The 21,142-nt window shown below is 64.0% G+C and carries 16 protein-coding genes; 11 read left to right on the forward strand and 5 right to left on the reverse strand.

Annotated elements, in window-relative coordinates; all coding sequences use genetic code 11:
* Positions 1–90: 90 nt before the first annotated feature.
* Positions 91–2,964 carry an aminomethyl-transferring glycine dehydrogenase gene (gene gcvP / locus N7422_RS12570; protein ID WP_279806840.1) on the forward strand — a complete coding sequence of 958 codons (2,874 nt, stop codon included), beginning with the start codon at positions 91–93 and terminating at the stop codon, positions 2,962–2,964.
* A 119-nt stretch (positions 2,965–3,083) separates the two neighbouring features.
* On the opposite strand, the gene N7422_RS12575 is transcribed toward gcvP, so the two are convergent.
* From N7422_RS12575 to N7422_RS12585, 3 genes are all read right to left on the reverse strand, one after another.
* Positions 3,084–3,398 (reverse strand): DUF2388 domain-containing protein, encoded by a 315-nt coding sequence (locus tag N7422_RS12575; RefSeq protein ID WP_279806841.1) that lies wholly within the window; start codon positions 3,396–3,398, stop codon positions 3,084–3,086.
* Between the two features lie 92 nt (positions 3,399–3,490).
* The gene (locus N7422_RS12580; protein WP_279806842.1) at positions 3,491–5,173 is read right to left on the reverse strand and encodes a GspE/PulE family protein; all 1,683 of its coding nucleotides are present in this window, start codon (positions 5,171–5,173) and stop codon (positions 3,491–3,493) included.
* A 100-nt stretch (positions 5,174–5,273) separates the two neighbouring features.
* Entirely contained in the window at positions 5,274–5,600 is a 327-nt protein-coding gene (locus N7422_RS12585) for a hypothetical protein (RefSeq protein ID WP_279806843.1), read from the reverse strand.
* A gap of 126 nt (positions 5,601–5,726) precedes the next feature.
* Between N7422_RS12585 and N7422_RS12590 the strand changes: the two genes are divergently transcribed.
* Entirely contained in the window at positions 5,727–6,197 is a 471-nt protein-coding gene (locus N7422_RS12590; protein ID WP_279806844.1) for an Lrp/AsnC family transcriptional regulator, read from the forward strand.
* 78 nt (positions 6,198–6,275) lie between these two features.
* Here the strand turns inward: N7422_RS12590 and N7422_RS12595 are convergent, their stop codons facing one another.
* Positions 6,276–7,655 carry a CYTH domain-containing protein gene (locus N7422_RS12595; protein WP_279806845.1) on the reverse strand — a complete coding sequence of 460 codons (1,380 nt, stop codon included), beginning with the start codon at positions 7,653–7,655 and terminating at the stop codon, positions 6,276–6,278.
* A gap of 201 nt (positions 7,656–7,856) precedes the next feature.
* On the opposite strand from N7422_RS12595, the gene argE reads away from it, so the two are divergent.
* Positions 7,857–8,999, forward strand: coding sequence for an acetylornithine deacetylase (gene argE / locus N7422_RS12600; RefSeq protein ID WP_279806846.1), 1,143 nt, complete (start codon positions 7,857–7,859; stop codon positions 8,997–8,999).
* A gap of 125 nt (positions 9,000–9,124) precedes the next feature.
* Positions 9,125–10,423, forward strand: coding sequence for an amino-acid N-acetyltransferase (argA, locus tag N7422_RS12605; protein ID WP_279806847.1), 1,299 nt, complete (start codon positions 9,125–9,127; stop codon positions 10,421–10,423).
* Positions 10,424–10,616: 193 nt separating this feature from the next.
* Here argA and N7422_RS12610 read toward each other — a convergent pair whose 3' ends face one another.
* Positions 10,617–11,993 (reverse strand): glutamine synthetase family protein, encoded by a 1,377-nt coding sequence (locus N7422_RS12610; protein ID WP_279806848.1) that lies wholly within the window; start codon positions 11,991–11,993, stop codon positions 10,617–10,619.
* 667 nt (positions 11,994–12,660) lie between these two features.
* On the opposite strand from N7422_RS12610, the gene N7422_RS12615 reads away from it, so the two are divergent.
* The 7 genes from N7422_RS12615 (at position 12,661) to N7422_RS12645 (ending at position 20,958) form a co-directional block, all read left to right on the forward strand.
* Positions 12,661–14,019: a glutamine synthetase family protein gene (locus N7422_RS12615; protein WP_279806849.1), complete on the forward strand. Its 1,359-nt coding sequence runs from the start codon at positions 12,661–12,663 to the stop codon at positions 14,017–14,019.
* 49 nt (positions 14,020–14,068) lie between these two features.
* On the forward strand, positions 14,069–15,430 hold the full coding sequence (locus tag N7422_RS12620; RefSeq protein WP_279806850.1) for an aspartate aminotransferase family protein: 1,362 nt from the start codon (positions 14,069–14,071) through the stop codon (positions 15,428–15,430).
* A gap of 169 nt (positions 15,431–15,599) precedes the next feature.
* Positions 15,600–16,697 (forward strand): polyamine ABC transporter substrate-binding protein, encoded by a 1,098-nt coding sequence (locus N7422_RS12625; RefSeq protein ID WP_279806851.1) that lies wholly within the window; start codon positions 15,600–15,602, stop codon positions 16,695–16,697.
* Between the two features lie 159 nt (positions 16,698–16,856).
* Positions 16,857–17,951 carry a polyamine ABC transporter substrate-binding protein gene (locus N7422_RS12630; protein ID WP_279806852.1) on the forward strand — a complete coding sequence of 365 codons (1,095 nt, stop codon included), beginning with the start codon at positions 16,857–16,859 and terminating at the stop codon, positions 17,949–17,951.
* A 57-nt stretch (positions 17,952–18,008) separates the two neighbouring features.
* Positions 18,009–19,151 carry a polyamine ABC transporter ATP-binding protein gene (gene potA / locus N7422_RS12635; protein WP_279806853.1) on the forward strand — a complete coding sequence of 381 codons (1,143 nt, stop codon included), beginning with the start codon at positions 18,009–18,011 and terminating at the stop codon, positions 19,149–19,151.
* Positions 19,148–20,068, forward strand: a complete 921-nt coding sequence (locus N7422_RS12640; RefSeq protein ID WP_279806854.1) for an ABC transporter permease subunit — start codon at positions 19,148–19,150, stop codon at positions 20,066–20,068. Before potA ends, N7422_RS12640 begins: the two co-directional genes overlap by 4 nt.
* A complete protein-coding gene (locus N7422_RS12645; RefSeq protein WP_279806855.1) occupies positions 20,065–20,958 on the forward strand; it encodes an ABC transporter permease subunit in 894 nt (297 codons plus the stop codon). Before N7422_RS12640 ends, N7422_RS12645 begins: the two co-directional genes overlap by 4 nt.
* Positions 20,959–21,142: the final 184 nt, after the last annotated feature.

Consider the following 21,142-nt stretch of genomic DNA (forward strand, 5'->3'; position numbering starts at 1 on the left):
ATTGTAAAAGCAAGTTTTCCCGCAACATCGCCGATCCCTTCCTAGACTTGTAAGTCTCCACGAGAACTGGTCCAGGAAGAGATGATCGCCATGTCCCAGTCGCCATCCCTGCGTCAGCTGCAAGAGACCAACCCCTTCCTGCGTCGCCACCTCGGGCCCGATGCCCAGGAGCAGCAGGCCATGCTCGAGGCCCTTGGCGTCGCCAGCCGTGGCGAGCTGATCGAGCAGACGGTGCCGCCGGGCATCCGCTTCAACCGCCCGCTCGACTTGCCGCCGGCCCTCGATGAACAGGCCGCGCTGGCCAGGCTCGCCGATTACGCCGCGCAGAACCAGTTGTGGACAAGCCTGATCGGCATGGGCTACCACGCCACCATCACGCCCACCGTCATCCTGCGCAACGTGCTGGAGAACCCCGGCTGGTACACCGCCTACACTCCCTATCAGCCAGAGATCGCCCAGGGGCGCCTGGAGGCATTGCTGAACTTCCAGCAGATGGTCATCGACCTTGCCGGCCTTCCCCTGGCCAATGCCTCGCTGCTCGACGAAGCCACGGCCGCCGCCGAAGCCATGGCCCTGGCCAAGCGGGTGGCGCGCAGCAAGAGCAACGCGTTCTTCGCTGACGAGCACTGCCACCCGCAGACCCTGTCGGTGCTCAAGACCCGCGCCGAGGGCTTCGGTTTCGAGCTGATCGTCGATTCCGTGGACAACCTGGACAAGCACTCGGTGTTCGGCGCATTGCTCCAGTACCCGGATACCCACGGCGAGGTCCGCGACCTGCGTCCGCTGATCGAGCAGCTGCATGCCCAGCAGGCCCTGGCCTGCGTCGCCGCCGACATCCTCAGCCTGGTGGTGCTCACCCCGCCCGGCGAGCTGGGCGCCGATGTGGTGCTCGGCTCCACGCAACGCTTCGGCGTGCCCATGGGGTACGGCGGGCCGCACGCGGCCTATTTCGCCTGTCGCGACGACTTCAAGCGGGCCATGCCCGGGCGCATCATCGGCGTATCCCGCGATGCGCGTGGCAACACCGCGCTGCGCATGGCCCTGCAGACCCGCGAGCAGCACATTCGCCGCGAGAAGGCCAACTCGAACATCTGCACGGCCCAGGTGCTGCTGGCCAACATCGCCGGTTTCTACGCGGTCTACCACGGGCCCGAGGGCCTGCAGCGAATCGCCCAGCGCGTGCACCGGCTGACCTTCATCCTTGCCGCAGGCCTCGAAGCCAAGGGCATCAGACGCCTCAATCAGCACTTCTTCGACACCTTGACGCTGGATGTCGGCGGCACCCAGGCGGCGATCATCGAAAGCGCCGAGGATGCCCGCGTCAACCTGCGCATCCTCGGGCGCGGCCACCTTGGGGTGAGCCTGGACGAAACCTGCGATGAAGCCACGGTGCTGAAGCTGCTCGACATCTTCCTCGGCGTCGATCATGGCCTGGACATCGCCGCGCTCGACCAGCAGGCCCTGCCCGAAGGCATACCCGGCGCGCTGGTGCGTCGCACACCGTTCCTCCAGCACCCGGTGTTCAACCTGCACCACAGCGAGACCGAGATGCTGCGCTACCTCAAGCAGCTGGAGAACAAAGACCTGGCCCTGAACCAGTCGATGATCCCGCTGGGCTCCTGCACCATGAAGCTCAACGCCACCAGCGAGATGATCCCCATCACCTGGCCTGGGTTCGCCCAGCCGCACCCCTTTGCCCCGGCGGCCCAGGTGCAGGGCTACAAGGCGATGATCGACGAGCTGGAAAGCTGGTTGTGCGCCATCACCGGGTTCGACGCCATCTGCATGCAGCCCAACTCTGGCGCCCAAGGCGAATACGCCGGGCTGATGGCCATCACCCGCTACCACCGCAGCCGCCACCAGCCTGGGCGCACCCTGTGCCTGATCCCGTCATCGGCCCACGGCACCAATCCGGCGTCGGCGCAGATGGCTGGCATGGAGGTGGTGATCGTCGAGTGCGACGAGCAGGGCAACATCGATCTCGATGATCTGAAAGCCAAGGCTCACGCCGCGGGCGAGCGGTTGTCGTGCCTGATGGTCACCTACCCGTCGACCCATGGGGTGTACGAAGAGGGCATTCGCGAGATCTGCGAGGTGATCCACCAGCACGGGGGCCAGGTCTACATGGATGGCGCCAACCTGAACGCACAGGTGGGGCTGGCGCGACCGGCGGACATCGGCGCCGACGTGTCGCACATGAACCTGCACAAGACCTTCTGCATCCCGCATGGCGGAGGTGGCCCGGGCATGGGACCGATCGGCATCCGCGCCCACCTCAAGCCGTTCGTCGCCAGTCATCCGGTGGTTCCAGTGCCGGGCCTGGACCCGAACAACAGCGCCGTCAGCGCCGCGCCCTGGGGCAGTGCCAGCATCCTGCCGATCAGCTGGATGTACATCGCCATGATGGGGCCGCAACTGGCCGATGCCAGCGAGGTGGCGATCCTGTCGGCCAACTACCTGGCCAGCCAGTTGCGCGATGCCTTCCCGGTGCTCTATCGCGGGCGCAACCAGCGGGTGGCCCACGAATGCATCCTCGACCTGCGCCCGCTCAAGGCGCTTACCGGCATCACCGAGGAGGATGTGGCCAAGCGCCTGATGGACTATGGCTTCCATGCGCCGACCATGTCGTTCCCGGTGCCGGGCACCTTGATGGTCGAGCCGACCGAGAGCGAGTCGAAGGCCGAGCTGGATCGTTTCGTCGAGGCGATGCTGGCGATCCGCGCGGAAATCGCCCAGGTGCAGGAGGGCAACTGGCCCGCCGAGGACAATCCACTCAAGCATGCGCCGCACACCCTGGCCGATGTGTTGGCGCCGTGGGACAGGCCATACGGCATCGAACAGGGCATCGCCCCCAGTGCGCACACACGCCAGCACAAGTACTGGCCGGCGGTGAACCGGGTCGACAACGTGTATGGGGACAGGAATCTGTTCTGCGCGTGCGTGCCGGTGGAGGCGTATCGCTGAGGTGGCGTTTGCCGTTCTCCCGGACCTGCTCTCACAGGTTGATCACCGAGCCTTGCGAGGAGCGGTGATCCCTGTGGGAGCGGGTTTACCCGCGAAGAAAATGACGCGATGGGTAGCGGTTACTCGGCAACGGCGTTCTTGGCCAGGATCGCATTGGCCAGTTCCATGTCGCTGGCCTGCACGCCCGGATTGTCCGCGCGCACCTGGCGGATCGCGGCTTCCAGGAAGGGCCCGCGGATAGCGCCGTCGCTGGCGACGAAGCTGCCGGCGTCATCCTGGGCGGCAACGATCAGCTTGTGGTCCTTGAAGGTCAGGTAGGTCGAGGCGGTGGTCGCACCGGAGGAGATGACGTTACGCCAGAACCCATCGGCCATGGCGGAGCCAATGGGCAGCGAGAACAGGAGGGTGGCTGCGATGGCTGTTTTGAAACGCATGATGAATCACCTCGGTCGATGAGGGCTGTTGAGATGCCGATTCGATCCCTTTTCTCACCGCCAAGTTCCCGGCCATACAGGGGAATTCTCACTTATCCACAGACACGCATCACCTCTTGCGCGCAGGTCAGGCGCTGTTCGATCTTGTCCCGCGCGCAGCACCGCAGATCGCGCAGGCCATCCGCGCGAGCCTGCTGCTGCAGGGCGGCGAGGTCCGTGTCCGGGGTGATCCGTTCGCGCAAGCGGGCGCTGACCCTGAGCAGTTCGAACAGCCCGGTGCGTCCATGGAAGCCCGTACCCCGGCACTGGCGACAGGTCTGGCCGTCGCCTGCTGGGGCATCGCGACATCCGGTACACAGGGTGCGTATCAGGCGCTGGGCCATGACGCCGATCAGCGTGGCCTTGATCAGGTAGTCCGCGACCCCGAGCTCCTGCAGGCGGGTGATTGCGCTACAGGCATCGTTGGTGTGCAGGGTCGAGAGCACCAGGTGCCCGGTGAGGGCCGCCTGTACCGCCACCTGAGCGGTTTCGCGGTCGCGGATCTCGCCGATCATGATGATGTCCGGGTCCTGGCGCAGCAAGGCGCGCACGCCATTGGCGAAGTCCAGGTCCAGGCTGGGCTGGACCTGCAACTGATTGATCGAGGGCTCCAGGCGCTCGATGGGGTCCTCGATGCTGCACAGGTTCACCTGAGGGGTGGCCAGGTGCCTGAGGCTGGCGTACAGCGTGCTGGTCTTGCCCGAGCCGGTGGGGCCCGTCACCAGCAGGATGCCCTGGCGTTGTTGCAGCAGTGCCTGCCATTGCCCCAGCAACTCACCGTCCAGGCCCAGGTGTGCGAGGGTTTCATGCCGCTGTTGCGGATCGAACAGGCGCAGCACCAGCTTCTCGCCATAGGGCGTGGGCAGCGTGGAAAGGCGTAGTTCCACCTCGGCGCCGCCGGGCAGTCGGCTCTTCAGGCGGCCGTCCTGCGGCCGTCGCTTCTCCGCGACGTTCATCCGCGCCAGGTGCTTCAGGCGGCTGACCATCGCCAGGGCGACGCCCGCCGGGAAGGCGTACACCGCATGCAGCAGGCCGTCGATGCGCAGGCGCAGGTTGCCGTGTTCGCGGCGGGGTTCCAGGTGGATATCGCTGGCGCGCTGCTCGATGGCGTACTGCAGCGTCCAGTCGACGATATGCACGATGTGGGCATCGTCAGCGCCGGCCTGGGCGTGGCTGGCGCCCAGTTCGAGGAGTTGCTCCAGCTCGCCCAGGTGGGGCGCCGGCGGGTGCCTGGCGCCACGCACCGAGCGGGCCAGGTCGGAGAAGGTCGAGCTCAGCTGGCGGATCTGCCGCGGGCTGGCCAGTACCCGATGGACAACCTTGCCCAGGCTGTGGCTCAGGTCGGCCTCCCATTCACGTTGGTACGGCTGGGCGCTGGCGACCGTGATGCTGCCTTCGTCCATGGCCACGACCAGGATGCCGTGGCGCTGGGCGAAGGCGGCGGACATCAGGTTGGCGACCTGCGTCAGGTCGACCTGCAGTGGGTCGATATGCAGGTAGGGCTGGCCAACCTGATGTGCCAGCCAGCGACACAGCGTGTCCAGGTCCAGCAGTTGGCCAGGCCGAAGTGGGTCCGGCAGGGCGAGTTCGGCGATCAGCTCCAGCGGATGATCGTTGGCATGTGTCTTGACCCGTTCGAGGGCCTTGAGGGCATCGCTGGCGGCAATCCGTTGCTCGGCCAGCAGCGCATCGAGCAGGCGGTTGAGGTCGAGATCATGAGCGGCGTTGGCGAACATGGCGGCATCCTTGCCAGGTGAAGAGTTGCCTGGACAAGGCTAGCCGGGCCGGGCCATGACAGCAGAGCAAAGGATTTCGGGATCTTGCGTGCGCACGCCCTCAGCAGGTCGAGACTTCCGCCAGGTGGGGCCTGTTGTCGAGGCTGACGTCGGTCACGCAGACCAGATTGCGTAGCTTCTGGGCGATCACCTCGGCGCGATGCCAGCTCAGGCCGCCGACGCCGATGGTCACGTCCAGCAGGTCGTCGTGCTGGTTTACCTGCACGCTGTGTGGGGTGAGGAACTGCAAGGCGAACAGGTTGAGCACCCGGCACAGGCTGTCTGGCTCGGCCTCGGTCTGCAGGTGGTAGTGCACGGTGCTGTGAGCGGCGTTGGCGGCCCAGGCATCGGTACGGGGCGAAGTGAGGGGCCGTTCGAGTGCGTTCATGCTGAATCTCCGCGAAAGTGGGAGAATTCTTGCACGCTGTAAGCGGCATTTCTTCGCTATGATTCAGTGGTTTCGCGGATGTTGCGAATTGTTCAATTCTAACTTCGAGCAATATGAGGTTTATTTATGCAAGGCGGACTGGATGCCTATGATCGGCACATCCTGGAGTTGCTGCAGGAGGACGCGTCGCTGTCCAGCGCGCAGATCGCCGAACGTGTGGGGCTTTCGCAGTCGCCTTGCTGGCGCCGCATCCAGCGGTTGAGGGAAGAAGGGATCATTCGCGGGCAAGTGACCTTGCTGGACCGCAAGAAGGTGGGGCTGAACACGCAGATCTTCGCCGAGGTCAAGCTCAATGCCCATGGGCGCTCGAACTTCGCCGAGTTCACCGAGGCGATCCGTGGCTTTCCCGAGGTACTGGAGTGCTATGTGCTGATGGGGGCGGTGGACTTCCTGCTGCGTATCGTGACCTCGGATATCGAGGCCTATGAGCGGTTCTTCTTCGAAAAGCTGTCGAATGTGCCGGGCATCCAGGAAGTGAACTCGATCGTGGCGTTGTCGGAGATCAAGTCGACAACGAGCCTGCCGCTGAAACCCTGAGGGGCCGATCGCGAGACAAGCCCGCTCCTGCGGGACCGTGCAGGAGCGGGCGTGCCCCGCGATGTAGGCTGTGCGGACTCACGCCTTGAGCAGGTGCTTCCAGGCGCGGTTCTGCTCGATGGCACGGGCCTGCTCGATACGGGCTTGCAGCAGCGCTTCCTTGTCCTCTTCCACCAGTGGCTGTTCGGCCAGATCGTGCAGCTTGTTCAGCTCACCGTAGAGGCGGTCCAGTTGCGGCAGGTCGAGCACCTGGCGGGCGTGGTGCAGCCAGGTCTGGATGCCTTCGATGCGGGGTAGCTGCTCGGCCAGGTCCTCCGGGCGCTGCACGTACAACGGCAGCTTCAGGGCGCGGGCTTCCTCGCCCAGCAGGTGCTGCAGCCAGCTGGCCAGCTGCGCCTTGCCCTGGCGCTCGCCACGGCCCTTGCGCTCGGCGGTCCAGGCACGGGCGGTCAGCCAGCGCGCGGTCTCCAGCGAGAACTGGCCCCAGCGTGGATCTTCCAGCTCTTCGGCGAACTGTTCAGGCGCGGCGCGACGGATGTCCTCATCGTCATTACCGGCCAGTACCAGCGGGCGCCAGTCTTCCAGCAGCGCATCGAGGCTGGCGCGCAGGGCGCGGGTGGTCGGACGCGGCGCGGCCTGGCCCAGGCTGGCGGTGAGGGCGCGCAGTTCGGCCAGGCAGCGGACCCAGTCCTGCAGCAGGCGCCAGTGGCCATTGTGGCGATACTGCTCGGCCAGGCGCTGGCTGCTGCCCAGTAACTGCCAGGCGAGGGCCGCGTAGGCATCGTCCAGCGGCATTTCGGCGCTCAGCTCGATGCCCGGCAAGTCCAGCTCGTAGCTGTCCGGATCGAGCAGGCGATAGCCACGCTCGGCCTTGCTGATATCGCAGGGCATCAGCGCCAGTGTGACGCAAAGCTCGGCGGCCAGTTCCAGCAGAGCCTCGGGGGCGCCCTCACGCAGTTCGAGCTCCAGCTCGCAGATTTCTTCCTTGCGCTTGCCGGCGATCACGAAGCCTTGGTCCAGGGCCGCTTCGATCACTACCTTGGCCTTGCCGCGGCCCCAGGAGATCTCGGCGTATTCGCGGGTGAAGTCGGTGGTGAACAGCGGTTTGATGGTCTTCTTGTCCAGCTCGGCCAGTTGCTCGGGCCAGCAACTGGCGTCGAGTTTCTTCAGGTCGAGCTTGACCTTGTCCAGGTGCCACTCGTACTCGTTGCGCTCGGACAGCCCGGCGACGCTCTGGCCGCGGCACTTGAGGGTCTGGATGATGACCTCGCCATCGCGGCGCAGGCGCAGGGCGACACGGGCGGCGGACAGGTCGCGCTCCGGGGTGTCGAAGTACTGGTTGAGCAGTTCGCGGGTCTGCCAGCCGGACTTGTTGCGCTTCTTCAGCAGGGGGTGCTCGCGCAGGGCGGCAAGGGTCTCGCGACTGGCGCGGAGTTTGAGTTCGGTTTCTTTGTGCATCGCGGGCTCGGAAGGAGGGGCATCGTTGCCGAGCAGTCTACAGCACTTGCGCCATCATCGTGGGCGCGGGCTTGCCCGGTGATACCGACGAAGCCGGTGCCGTTCATCGCGGAGCGAGCCCGCTCCCACGATGGCCCCACGAATTGCCAAGTGAAGCGCCTGCATTGCTATGATGCGTCCACGCTTCCGAGGAGTACGCGCATGCCGTTGCCGTCGCTGAAAGACCAGTTCGCCGCCCTGATCGCCGCACCGTCCGTCAGCTGCACCCAGCCTGCGCTGGACCAGTCCAACCGGCCGGTCATCGACTTGCTGGCCGGCTGGCTGGGCGATCTCGGTTTCGCCTGCGAGATCCAGCAGGTCAGCCCCGGCAAGTTCAACCTGCTGGCCAGCCGCGGCACCGGCCCCGGCGGCCTGGTGCTGGCCGGGCACAGCGACACCGTGCCGTACGATCCGCAGCTGTGGAGCAGCGACCCGTTGCAGCTCACCGAAGTCGATGGCCGCTGGGTCGGTCTGGGCAGCTGCGACATGAAAGGCTTCTTCGCCCTGGTCATCGACGCGGTGATCCCGCTGCTCGAGCACGATTTCAAGCAACCGCTGCTGATCCTCGCCACCTGTGACGAAGAAAGCTCGATGTCCGGCGCCCGGGCCCTGGCCGAAGCCGGCCAGCCGCTCGGCCGGGCGGCGGTGATCGGCGAACCCACCGGGCTCAAGCCGATCCGCATGCACAAGGGCATCCTCATGGACCGTATCGACATTCTCGGTCGCAGTGGCCATTCGTCGGATCCGAGCCTGGGCCACAGCGCCCTGGAGGCCATGCATGCGGTGATGGGCGAGCTGATGGCGCTGCGCCGCAGCTGGCAGGAAACGTACCGCAATCCGCAGTTCAGCGTGCCGACGCCGACCATGAACTTCGGCTGCATCCACGGCGGCGACAACCCCAACCGCATCTGCGGCCAGTGCGCCCTGGAGTTCGATCTGCGTCCGCTGCCGGGCATGGACGCCGAGCAATTGCGCGCGGCGATCCGTGGCAAGCTCGCGCCGCTGGCCGAGCGCCATGAGGTGCGCATCGACTATGCGCCACTGTTCCCCGAGGTGCCGCCGTTCGAGCAGGTCGCCGACTGCGAGCTGGTACGCCTGGCCGAGCGCCTCACCGGCCATCGCGCCGAAGCGGTGGCCTTTGGCACCGAAGCGCCTTATCTTCAGCAGCTTGGCTGTCAGACCATCGTGCTCGGGCCGGGCGACATCGCCTGCGCCCACCAGCCAGGCGAATACCTTGAAATGTCACGTATCGAGCCTACCGTGCGTCTATTGCGTGACCTGATCCGGCACTACTGCCTGGATTAAACGTCCATTGACCTGATTCGTTTCTGCCTAGAGGAGACCGCGCGTGACCGCAAGCCTGTTCCGACGATGACTTTCGAACGTTGTGCGCCTTTTCGTTCTCCGTTCACTTATCCACAGGCCCTGTCATGCCCGATTACGTCAACTGGCTGCGCCATGCTTCTCCCTACATCAACGCCCACCGTGACTGCACCTTCGTGGTCATGCTGCCCGGTGACGGCGTCGAGCATCCCAACTTCGGCAACATCGTCCACGACCTGGTGCTGCTGCACAGCCTCGGCGTGCGCCTGGTGCTGGTGCACGGTTCGCGCCCGCAGATCGAAAGCCGCCTGGCCGCCCGCGGCTTGACCCCGCACTACCATCGCGGCATGCGTATCACCGACGCCGCCACCCTGGACTGCGTGATCGATGCGGTGGGCGCCCTGCGCCTGGCCATCGAGGCGCGCCTGTCGATGGACATGGCCGCCTCGCCGATGCAGGGTTCGCGCTTGCGGGTAGCCTCCGGCAACCTGGTCACCGCGCGGCCGATCGGCGTGCTCGAAGGGGTCGATTATCATCACACCGGCGAAGTGCGCCGGGTCGACCGCAAAGGCATCAACCGCCTGCTCGACGAGCGTTCCATCGTGCTGCTGTCGCCGCTGGGCTATTCGCCCACCGGGGAAATCTTCAACCTCGCCTGCGAGGACGTGGCCACCCGCGCCGCCATCGAGCTGGGCGCCGACAAGCTGCTTCTGTTCGGTGCCGAGCCGGGCCTGCTGGACGAGCATGGGCAGCTGGTGCGGGAGTTGCGCCCGCAGCACATCACTGCGCACCTGCAGCGCCTGGGCAGCGATTACCAGGCCGAATTGCTCGATGCCGCCGCCGAGGCCTGCAAGGGTGGCGTGGCGCGCAGCCATATCGTCAGCTACGCCGAGGACGGCGCGTTACTGACCGAGCTGTTCACCCGGGGAGGGGGCGGCACGCTGGTGTCCCAGGAGCAGTTCGAGGTGGTGCGCGAGGCGACCATCGACGATGTCGGTGGCCTGCTGGAGCTGATCAGTCCGCTGGAAGAGCAGGGCGTCCTGGTGCGCCGTTCGCGGGAAGTACTGGAGCGGGAGATCGAGCAGTTCAGCGTGGTCGAGCGCGAGGGCATGATCATCGCCTGCGCGGCGCTGTACCCGATTGCCGATTCGCAGGCGGGGGAGTTGGCGTGCCTGGCGGTGAATCCGGAGTACCGGCATGGCGGGCGCGGCGACGAGCTGCTGGAGCGCATCGAGACGCGGGCGCGCAAGCTGGGGTTGAAGACACTGTTCGTGCTGACGACCCGCACCGCGCACTGGTTCCGTGAGCGCGGGTTCTCGCCGAGCGAGGTGGAAAGGCTGCCGGCGGCGCGGGCTTCGCTGTACAACTACCAGCGCAACTCGAAGATCTTCGAGAAACCGCTCTGACAGCAAATACGGCCCCTGTAGGAGCGGCCTTGCGTCGCGAAAGGGGTGCGAAGCGCCCCCAGGATTTGTGCATCAAGCTGATATCGCCGGGGCTGCCATGCAGCCCTTTAGCGACACAAGGCCGCTCCTACAGGGGTGGCGGAGTCGCCGGAAGGCCAACGAAAAACGCCGCCCCTGAGGGCGGCGTTTTCGTTCACACGGTATGCAGATACCAGTTGTACTCGAGGTCGGAGATCGAATGCTCGAACTCCTCCAGCTCGCTTTCCTTGCACGCGACGAAGATGTCGATGTACTTCGGATCGATGTACTTGTTCAGGATCTCGCTGTCGTCCAGCTCGCGCAGGGCATCGCGCAGGTTGTTCGGCAGGCTTTGCTCCAGCTGCTCGTACGAGTTGCCTTCGATCGGCTCGCCCGGCTCGACCTTGTTGGTCAGGCCGTGGTGCACACCGGCCAGCACGGCCGCCATCATCAGGTACGGGTTGGCGTCGGCGCCGGCCACGCGGTGCTCGATGCGCACGGCGTCCGGCGAGCCGGTCGGCACGCGCAGGGCCACGGTGCGGTTGTCCAGGCCCCAGCTCGGCGCATTCGGAACGTAGAACTGCGCGCCGAAGCGACGGTACGAGTTGACGTTCGGGCAGAGGAACGCCATCGAAGCGGGCAGGGTCTCGAGCACACCGCCGACAGCGTGACGTAGCGCGGCGTTCTGCTCGGGATCCTCGCTGGTGAAGATGTTGTTGCCATCCTTGTCCAGCACGGAAATGTGTACATGCAGGCCGTTGCCTGCCTGGCCCGGGTAGGGCTTGGCCATGAAGGTGGTGTCCATTTCATGGTCGTAGGCGATGTTCTTGATCAGGCGCTTGAGCAGTACCGCATAGTCACAGGCCTTGAGCGGGTCGGCGACATGGTGCAGGTTGACTTCGAACTGCGCCGGGGCGCTTTCCTTGACGATGGCGTCGGCCGGGATGCCTTGTTCCTTCGCGCCTTCGAGGATGTCCTGCAGGCAGTCGGCGTATTCGTCGAGGTCGTCGATCAGGTACACCTGGGTCGACTGTGGGCGCTTGCCCGAGATCGGCGAGCGAGGCGGCTGTGGGCGGCCGTTCACGTTCTCCTGGTCGATCAGGTAGAACTCCAGCTCGAACGCGGCGCAGATGGTCAGGCCCATGTCGGTGAACTTGCTCACCACCTGGCGCAGCACTTCACGTGGGTCGGCGAAGAAGGGTTCGCCTTCGAGCTCGTGCATGGTCATCAGCAGCTGCGCGGTCGGGCGCTTCTGCCAAGGCTCGTTGGAGAGAGTGCCCGGGATGGGGTAGCAGATGCGGTCGGCATCGCCGATGTCCAGGCCCAGGCCCGTGCTTTCGACGGTCGAGCCGTTGATATCCAGGGCGAAGAGGGAGGCCGGCAGGTTGATGCCTTTCTCGTAAACCTTGTGGAGGCTGGTGCGCTCTATGCGCTTGCCGCGCACCACACCATTCATATCTGCAATCAGAAGGTCAACGTAGAGAACCTCAGGATGTTCCTTAAGGAACGCGTTCGCTTCGTTAAGCTGAACGGCACGCGGGGGTACCGACATGATGCAACACCTTTGTTGTTAAAAATATCAATCAAGGGGGGCTTGCAACCCCAGTCAATCGGAAAGACCAGGTGAAGTCAAGCCAGCTCCCTGATGCCCTTAAATGGCACATCCACGGCAGATTTGCCGCATATCGGGGCGTGCCATTATCCGCTATTTTCGTGTTGAAGGGTTATCCCGAGCAGGCCGTGTTTTATTTTTTACGGAAGAGTTGTGTAAAAAAATGAACGAGGCTAAGCTCGGCAACAACCCAGAACACAATAATACGAGGGTCACATGGTCCGCCTGTCGAGACCTGTCAGCACCGCATGCACGGTGCGTTCAGGCACATCTCCCGGTTGCCTTCCGGCCGTTGCACACCTGCATCCGCAGGGGGCTTCGCTGGCCGCAATAATTGACGGCTTTCCTGAAAAGGCCATACCTCGTAACGCTTTAGCGCAACACTTCCTTTCTTTCTGCCCTTCGCTATCACCACGGACACGCTCCCACGGCGTGTATCCACCGTCATCCTGCGCGGGGGCTTTTGCTTTAGCCATGCACAGCATCCAGAATCAAGGCGCGGGCCTGTCCAGGCCCCTCGGCGCCGCGCGCGCCGACTTTGCCCGACGCCTGGCGTCAGTGGTCGCCGGTTCCCGTCAACCGCGCCATATTGCCTCCTGAGGTATTTATGAGTAACAACCTCGACCAGCTCACCGATTGGTTGAAAGAGCACAAGATCACCGAAGTGGAATGCCTGATCAGCGACCTGACCGGCATCACCCGCGGCAAGATCTCGCCCACCAACAAGTTCATCGCCGAAAAGGGCATGCGCCTGCCCGAGAGCGTGCTGCTGCAGACCGTGACCGGCGACTACGTCGACGACGACATCTATTACGAGCTGCTCGACCCGGCCGACATCGACATGATCTGCCGGCCCGACGAGAAAGCCGTGTTCCTGGTGCCATGGGCCATCGAGCCAACCGCCCAGGTGATTCACGATACCTACGACAAGAAGGGCAACCCGGTCGAGCTGTCGCCGCGCAACGTGCTCAAGAAAGTCCTCAAGCTCTATGCCGACAAGGGCTGGCAGCCGATCGTCGCGCCGGAGATGGAGTTCTACCTGACCAAGCGCAGCGAAGACCCGGACTTCCCGTTGCAACCGCCGGTGGGCCGCTCGGGCCGTCCGGAAACCGGCCGCCAGTCGTTCTCCATCGAGGCCGCCAACGAATTCGACCCGCTGTTCGAGGACGTCTACGACTGGTGCGAGCTGCAGCAGCTGGACCTCGACACGCTGATCCACGAGGACGGCACGGCGCAGATGGAGATCAACTTCCGTCACGGCGACGCCCTGCACCTGGCCGACCAGATTCTGGTGTTCAAGCGCACCATGCGCGAGGCTGCGCTCAAGCACAATGTGGCCGCGACTTTCATGGCCAAGCCCATGACCGGCGAGCCGGGCAGCGCCATGCACCTGCACCAGAGCGTGGTCGACGTGGCCACCGGCAAGAACATCTTCTCCAACGCCGACGGCAGCATGAGCGAGCTGTTCCTCAACCACATCGGCGGCCTGCAGAAGTTCATCCCCGAAGCACTGCCGCTGTTCGCCCCCAACGTCAACTCGTTCCGCCGCTTCCTGCCGGATACTTCGGCGCCGGTGAACGTCGAGTGGGGTGAGGAGAACCGTACCGTCGGCCTGCGCGTGCCGGATGCCGGCCCACAGAACCGTCGCGTCGAGAACCGCCTGCCAGGCGCCGATGCCAACCCTTACCTGGCCATCGCCGCGAGCCTGCTGTGCGGCTACATCGGCATGGTCGAGGGCATCGAGGCCAGCGCGCCGGTCCAGGGCCGTGGCTACGAGCGCCGCAATCTGCGCCTGCCGTTGACCATCGAGGACGCCCTGGAGCGCATGGAGAACAGCCGCGCCCTGGTGCAGTACCTGGGCAAGAAATTCATCACCGGCTACGTCGCCACCAAGCGCGCCGAGCATGAAAACTTCAAGCGAGTCATCAGTTCCTGGGAGCGTGAGTTCCTGCTGTTTGCAGTGTGATCAACCCTGAGGCCGCCTGCCCGGCGGCCGCCGGACAATGGAGAAGCACATGAGCGTCAACAACCCGCAAACCCGTGAATGGCAAACCCTGAGCGGCGAGCACCACCTTGCACCCTTCAGTGACTACAAGCAGCTGAAGGAGAAGGGGCCGCGCATCATCACCAAGGCGCAGGGCGTGCATTTGTGGGACAGCGAGGGCCACAAGATCCTCGACGGCATGGCCGGCCTGTGGTGCGTGGCGGTCGGCTATGGCCGTGAAGAACTGGTGCAGGCGGCAGAGAAGCAGATGCGCGAGCTGCCGTACTACAACCTGTTCTTCCAGACCGCCCACCCGCCAGCGCTGGAGCTGGCCAAGGCGATCACCGACGTGGCGCCCAAGGGCATGACCCATGTGTTCTTCACCGGCTCCGGCTCCGAAGGCAACGACACCGTGCTGCGCATGGTCCGCCACTACTGGGCACTCAAGGGCAAGCCGAACAAGCAGACCATCATCGGGCGTATCAACGGCTACCACGGCTCCACCGTGGCCGGCGCCAGCCTCGGTGGCATGAGCGGCATGCATGAACAGGGCGGCCTGCCGATCCCGGGCATCGTGCATATCCCGCAGCCGTACTGGTTCGGCGAGGGTGGCGACATGACCCCGGACGAATTCGGCGTGTGGGCGGCCGAGCAGCTGGAGAAGAAGATTCTCGAAGTCGGCGAGGACAGTGTCGCCGCCTTCATCGCCGAGCCGATCCAGGGCGCCGGCGGGGTGATCATTGCGCCTGAGACCTACTGGCCGAAGATCAAGGAGATCCTCGCCAAATACGACATCCTGTTCGTCGCCGACGAAGTGATCTGCGGTTTCGGCCGCACCGGCGAGTGGTTCGGCTCCGACTACTACGACCTCAAGCCTGACCTGATGACCATCGCCAAGGGTCTGACCTCCGGTTACATCCCCATGGGTGGTGTGATCGTGCGTGACACCGTGGCCCAGGTACTCAGCGAAGGCGGCGATTTCAACCACGGCTTCACCTACTCCGGCCACCCGGTGGCGGCGGCGGTGGCCCTGGAAAACCTGCGCATCCTGCGCGACGAGCAGATCGTCGAGAAGGTGCGCACGGAAGTGGCACCCTACTTGCAAAAACGTCTGCGTGAGCTGCAGGACCACCCACTGGTGGGCGAGGTGCGCGGCCTGGGCCTGCTCGGCGCGATCGAGCTGGTCAAGGACAAGGCGACCCGCAGCCGTTACGAGGGCAAGGGCGTGGGCATGATCTGTCGTACGCATTGCTTCGAGAACGGCCTGATCATGCGTGCCGTGGGCGACACCATGATCATCGCGCCGCCGCTGGTGATCAGCCGCGAAGAGGTGGACGAACTGGTGGAAAAGGCGCGCAAGTGCCTGGATTTGACGTACGAAGCGATCAAATGACGGTCTGCTAGGCTGGCGAGGTGACATTAAGTCGTTACAAGGCCCTGCTTCGGTTGAAACAGCGCCTTGTAACTTGCCAGACTAACGGCTGTTTCAGTCGCCCAGCGCGTGACCCGTGGGACCTGGCTGCTGAACAGATGGCTTGATAATAAATTCTGGAGCATAACGCATGAAGAAATTGGGCAAGACGCTGCTGACCGCCGCCCTGATGGGTGCCATGGCCACCGCTGTTCAGGCTGAAGACAAGGTGTTGAACGTCTACAACTGGTCGGACTACATCGCGCCGGACACCATCGCCAAGTTCGAGAAGCAGACCGGCATCAAGGTCAAGTACGACGTCTTCGACAGCAACGAAACCCTCGAGGCCAAGTTGCTGGCCGGCAAGTCGGGTTACGACGTCGTGGTCCCGTCCAACAACTTCCTGGCCAAGCAGATCAAGGCCGGCGTCTATGAAGAGCTGGACCGCTCCAAGCTGCCCAATTGGAAGAACCTCGACGAGGACCTGCTCAAGGCCGTCGGTGACGCCAGCGACCCGGGCAACAAGTACGCCTTCCCCTACATGTGGGGTTCCATCGGCATCGGCTACAACCCGGAGAAGGTCAAGGCCGCGCTGGGCGTGGACAAGATCGACTCGTGGGATGTCGTGTTCAAGCCCGAGAACATCGCCAAGCTCAAGAGCTGCGGCGTGAGCTTCCTCGATGCGCCGACCGAAATGCTCCCGGCCGCGCTGCACTACCTGGGCCTGCCCAGCAATTCCACCAAGTCGGATGACCTGAAGAAGGCCGAGGCGCTGTTCCTGAGCATCCGCCCATCGATCACCTACTTCCACTCGTCCAAGTACATCGGCGACCTGGCCAACGGCAACATCTGCGTGGCCGTCGGCTACTCGGGCGACCTGGAGCAGTCCAAGGCCCGTGCCCACGAGGCCGGCGACAAGGTCAAGCTGGACTACATCATTCCGAAAGAAGGCGCCGGTACCTTCTACGACATGGTCGCCATCCCCAAGGATGCCGAGCACAAGGAAGCCGCCTACAAGTTCATGGACTTCCTGATGCAGCCTGAAGTCATGGCCGAGATCACCAACGCCGTGCGCTTCCCGAACGGCAACAAGGCCGCCACCGCGTTCGTGGACAAGGACATCACCAGCGACCCGAGCATCTATCCGCCTGCCGACGTGAAGAAACAGCTGTATGCGATCGCCGCGCCTGAAGCGGCGGCCCAGCGTGTCATCACCCGCAGCTGGACCAAGATCAAGTCGGGCAAGTAAGCCCGTCGCGAAACCCTCTGGGCCGGGTATCCCGGCCTGGAGGCCAGTAGAGGCAAATAAGTTTGCGGCAGCGAAGCCGTGAAGGTAAGTTGCGCGCCGGTTTTGCGTGTGCGGCCGAGATTTCCGCCGGCAAAGGCACTGATTGTGAGGACCACCCACTTGTCTATTTCTGTTTTTCGCAAGGCCTTGATGGCTGGAGCGGGTCTGACGCTGGCTTGCAGCGTCCAAGCGGCGCCCACGGTGCATATCTACAACTGGTCCGACTATGTCGGCCCGAATACCCTCGCCGACTTCCAGAAGGAAACCGGCATCACGCCCAAGTACGACGTCTTCGACAGCAACGAGACGCTGGAAGGCAAGCTGCTGGCCGGGCGCACCGGCTACGACGTGGTCGTGCCGTCCAACCATTTCCTCGGCAAGCAGATCAAGGCGGGGGCTTTCCAGAAGCTCGACCGCGACCTGCTGCCCAACTATGCCAATCTCGACCCGGCACTGATGACGCGCCTGGAGAAGAACGATCCGGGCAACCAGTACGCCGTCCCCTACCTGTGGGGCACCAATGGCATCGGCTACAACGTCGAGAAGGTCAAGGCGGCGCTGGGCACCGACAAGATCGACTCCTGGGCCGTGCTGTTCGAGCCCGAGAACATGAAGAAGCTCAGCAAGTGCGGCGTCGCCTTCCTCGACTCGGCCGACGAGATGCTGCCGGCGGTGCTCAACTACATGGGCCTGGACCCGAACAGCAGCAACCCCAAGGACTACCAGAAGGCGGAAGAGAAACTGCTGGCCGTGCGCCCGTACGTGACCTACTTCCACTCTTCCAAGTACATCACCGATCTCGCCAACGGCGACATCTGCGTGGCAGCCGGCTTCTCCGGCGACATTTTCCAGGCCAAGGCCCGCGCTGAAGAAGCGAACAAGGGCGTGAAGCTGGCCTACGCCATCCCCAAGGAAGGCGGCAACCTCTGGTTCGATGTGCTGGCGATCCCCAAGGACGCCAGCAACGTCAAGGAGGCCCACGCCTTCATCAACTATTTGCTGAAACCTGAGGTGATCGCCCAGGTCAGTGATTACGTCGGTTACGCCAACCCGAACCCCAAGGCTGGCGACCTGATGGACCAGGCCGTGAGGACTGACGCCGCGGTTTACCCACCGCAGGAAGTGCTGGACAAGATGTTCGTCAACGCCGAGTTGCCACCCAAGGTGCAACGTTTGATGACCCGCAGCTGGACCAAGGTCAAGTCGGGCAAGTAACAATCCAGGCCCGCCAGCGCAGCGGCGGGCACATAAATCTTGTTGGGAGTTTCACTCATGGCAGTTGCCTCCGGTGCCTATAAGAAAGCCCTCGAGGGTGGCCAGCAACCCAAGCAGGTGCTGGTCAAGATCGACCGGGTCACAAAAAAATTCGACGAAACGGTAGCGGTGGACGATGTGTCCCTGGAAATCCGCAAGGGTGAGATCTTCGCCCTGCTGGGTGGCTCCGGTTCCGGCAAATCGACCTTGCTGCGCATGCTGGCCGGCTTCGAGCGTCCGACCGAAGGGCGGATCTTCCTCGACGGCGTCGACATCACCGACATGCCGCCCTACGAGCGGCCGATCAACATGATGTTCCAGTCCTACGCGCTGTTCCCGCACATGACCGTGGCGCAGAACATCGCCTTCGGCCTGCAGCAGGACAAGATGCCCAAGGCCGAGATCGAAGCCCGCGTGGCCGAGATGCTCAAGCTGGTGCACATGACCCAGTACGCCAAGCGCAAGCCGCACCAGCTCTCCGGCGGCCAGCGTCAGCGCGTGGCCCTGGCCCGCTCGCTGGCCAAGCGTCCCAAGCTGCTGCTGCTCGATGAGCCGATGGGCGCGCTGGACAAGAAACTGCGCTCGCAGATGCAGCTGGAACTGGTGGAGATCATCGAGCGCGTGGGCGTGACCTGCGTGATGGTGACCCACGACCAGGAAGAGGCCATGACCATGGCCCAGCGCATCGCCATCATGCACCTGGGCTGGATTGCCCAGATCGGCAGCCCGATCGACGTCTACGAGACCCCGACCAGCCGCCTGGTCTGCGAATTCATCGGCAACGTCAACCTGTTCGAGGGCGACGTGGTCGACGACGCCGAAGGCCACGCGATCATTGCCAGCCCGGAACTGGAGCGCAAGATCTACGTCGGCCACGGTGTCACCACCTCGGTCGAGGACAAGCACATCACCTACGCCCTGCGCCCCGAGAAGCTGCTGGTGACCACCGAGCAGCCGACCTGCGAACACAACTGGTCGCGCGGCAAGGTGCACGACATCGCCTACCTGGGCGGTCACTCGGTGTTCTACGTCGAGCTGCCCAGCGGCAAGATCGTCCAGTCGTTCGTGGCCAACGCCGAGCGCCAGGGCACCCGACCGACCTGGGACGATGAAGTCTACGTGTGGTGGGAAGACGACAGCGGCGTGGTACTGCGGTCATGAAACTGCGCAAGCTCAAGCGAGCCTTCCAGCGCATCACCCCGCAGGGGCGGCACCTGGTGATCGGCGTGCCGTTCATCTGGCTGTTCCTGTTCTTCATGCTGCCGTTCTTCATCGTGCTGAAGATCAGCTTCGCCGAAGCCGACGTGGCGATTCCGCCGTATACCGAGATCTACACCTACGTCGAAAGCAAGGTGCAGCTGGTGCTGAACCTGGCCAACTACGGGCTGCTCACCGAGGACGAGCTCTACCTCTCGGCCTACCTCGGTTCGCTCAAGGTCGCCTTCTTCAGCACCCTGTTGTGCCTGCTGATCGGTTACCCGATGGCCTACGCCATCTCCAAGGCCAGGAAGGAAACCCAGACTGTCCTGCTGTTGCTGATCATGATGCCGACCTGGACCGCGATCCTGATCCGCGTGTATGCCTGGATGGGCATTCTCAGCAACAACGGGCTGCTCAACAGCTTCCTGATGTGGATCGGCCTGATCGACCAGCCGCTGCAGATCCTCAACACCAACCTGGCGGTGTATATCGGCGTGGTCTATTCGTACCTGCCGTTCATGATCCTGCCGCTGTACGCCAACCTGGTGAAGCACGACGAAAGCCTGCTCGAGGCAGCATCGGACCTGGGTTCGAGCACCTTCAACAGCTTCTGGAAGATCACTGTGCCGCTGTCGAAGAACGGCATCATCGCTGGCTGCATGCTGGTGTTCATCCCGGTGGTGGGTGAGTTCGTGATTCCTGAACTGCTCGGTGGTCCGGAAACCCTGATGATCGGCAAGGTGCTGTGGCAGGAGTTCTTCAACAACCGTGACTGGCCGGTGGCGTCCGCGCTGGCGGTGGTGATGCTGGCGATCCTGATCGTGCCGATCCTGCTGTTCAACCGTAGCCAGGCCAAAGAAATGGAGGGCCGCGCATGAAACGCTTCAGTTTCTCCAAGCTGATGCTGGTGCTCGGCTTGCTGTTCATCTACCTGCCGATGCTGATCCTGGTGATCTATTCGTTCAACGCCTCCAAGCTGGTGACGGTATGGGGCGGCTGGTCGGTGAAGTGGTATGTCGGCCTGCTCGACAACACCCAGCTTATGGGGTCGGTGATGCGCTCGCTGGAGATCGCCTGCTACACGGCGATCGCCGCCGTGGCGCTGGGCACCCTGGCGGCCTTCGTGCTGACCCGGGTCACCCGCTTCAAGGGCCGCACGCTGTTCGGTGGCTTGGTCACCGCGCCGCTGGTGATGCCCGAGGTGATCACTGGTCTGTCGCTGCTGCTGCTGTTCGTGGCCATGGCACAGATGATCGGCTGGCCCCAGGAGCGTGGCATCGTCACCATCTGGATCGCCCACACCACGTTCTGCGCCGCCTATGTGGCGGTGGTGGTGTCGGCGCGCCTGCGCGAGCTGGACCTGTCCATCGAAGAGGCCGCCATGGACCTGGGCGCCAAGCCGTGGAAGGTGTTCTTCCTGATCACCATCCCGATGATCGCGCCGTCGCTGGCGGCCGGTGGCATGATGTCGTTCGCCCTGTCGCTGGATGATCTGGTGCTGGCCAGCTTCGTCTCAGGTCCAGGGTCGACCACTCTGCCGATGGAAGTGTTCTCGGCCGTGCGCCTGGGCGTGAAACCAGAGATCAACGCCGTGGCCAGCCTGATCCTGCTGTCGGTTTCGCTGGTGACCTTCCTGGTCTGGTACTTCAGCCGTCAGGCCGAAGAGCGCCGCCGTCGGGCGATCCAGCAAGCCATCGAGGAAGGCGCCGCGGCGAACGTCTCGCAGCCGCAGGTCCGCCGTCCGTCCCAGGCCACCGCGCAGGCCTGACCGATTCGCCGGCAAGTCGCAGCGGCGCACCGCCGCTCCCACAGGACCTGTGTACATCAAGGTCCCTGTGGGAGCGGGTTCACCCGCGAAGGTTCCCCCACCGAATCAAAGCCAGACCGCGTCCCAATGCGGATAGTCCCTGACGCTATTGACCAGCCCAGGCAATGGCGTTTCCCTCCCAGTA

It is taken from the genome of Pseudomonas sp. GD04091 (assembly GCF_029836165.1).
Taxonomy (GTDB): Bacteria; Pseudomonadota; Gammaproteobacteria; order Pseudomonadales; family Pseudomonadaceae; genus Aquipseudomonas.

Coding starts and splice junctions, on each gene's coding strand:
- N7422_RS12585 (WP_279806843.1), bottom strand. CDS start 5,600: ATGAACGCACTCGAACGGCCCCTCACTTCGCCCCGTACCGATGCCTGG.
- N7422_RS12610 (WP_279806848.1), bottom strand. CDS start 11,993: ATGTCGGTACCCCCGCGTGCCGTTCAGCTTAACGAAGCGAACGCGTTC.
- argA (WP_279806847.1), top strand. CDS start 9,125: ATGCCCGATTACGTCAACTGGCTGCGCCATGCTTCTCCCTACATCAAC.
- gcvP (WP_279806840.1), top strand. CDS start 91: ATGTCCCAGTCGCCATCCCTGCGTCAGCTGCAAGAGACCAACCCCTTC.
- N7422_RS12645 (WP_279806855.1), top strand. CDS start 20,065: ATGAAACGCTTCAGTTTCTCCAAGCTGATGCTGGTGCTCGGCTTGCTG.
- N7422_RS12575 (WP_279806841.1), bottom strand. CDS start 3,398: ATGCGTTTCAAAACAGCCATCGCAGCCACCCTCCTGTTCTCGCTGCCC.
- N7422_RS12640 (WP_279806854.1), top strand. CDS start 19,148: ATGAAACTGCGCAAGCTCAAGCGAGCCTTCCAGCGCATCACCCCGCAG.
- N7422_RS12625 (WP_279806851.1), top strand. CDS start 15,600: ATGAAGAAATTGGGCAAGACGCTGCTGACCGCCGCCCTGATGGGTGCC.
- N7422_RS12595 (WP_279806845.1), bottom strand. CDS start 7,655: ATGCACAAAGAAACCGAACTCAAACTCCGCGCCAGTCGCGAGACCCTT.
- N7422_RS12580 (WP_279806842.1), bottom strand. CDS start 5,173: ATGTTCGCCAACGCCGCTCATGATCTCGACCTCAACCGCCTGCTCGAT.
- N7422_RS12620 (WP_279806850.1), top strand. CDS start 14,069: ATGAGCGTCAACAACCCGCAAACCCGTGAATGGCAAACCCTGAGCGGC.
- argE (WP_279806846.1), top strand. CDS start 7,857: ATGCCGTTGCCGTCGCTGAAAGACCAGTTCGCCGCCCTGATCGCCGCA.
- N7422_RS12615 (WP_279806849.1), top strand. CDS start 12,661: ATGAGTAACAACCTCGACCAGCTCACCGATTGGTTGAAAGAGCACAAG.
- potA (WP_279806853.1), top strand. CDS start 18,009: ATGGCAGTTGCCTCCGGTGCCTATAAGAAAGCCCTCGAGGGTGGCCAG.
- N7422_RS12590 (WP_279806844.1), top strand. CDS start 5,727: ATGCAAGGCGGACTGGATGCCTATGATCGGCACATCCTGGAGTTGCTG.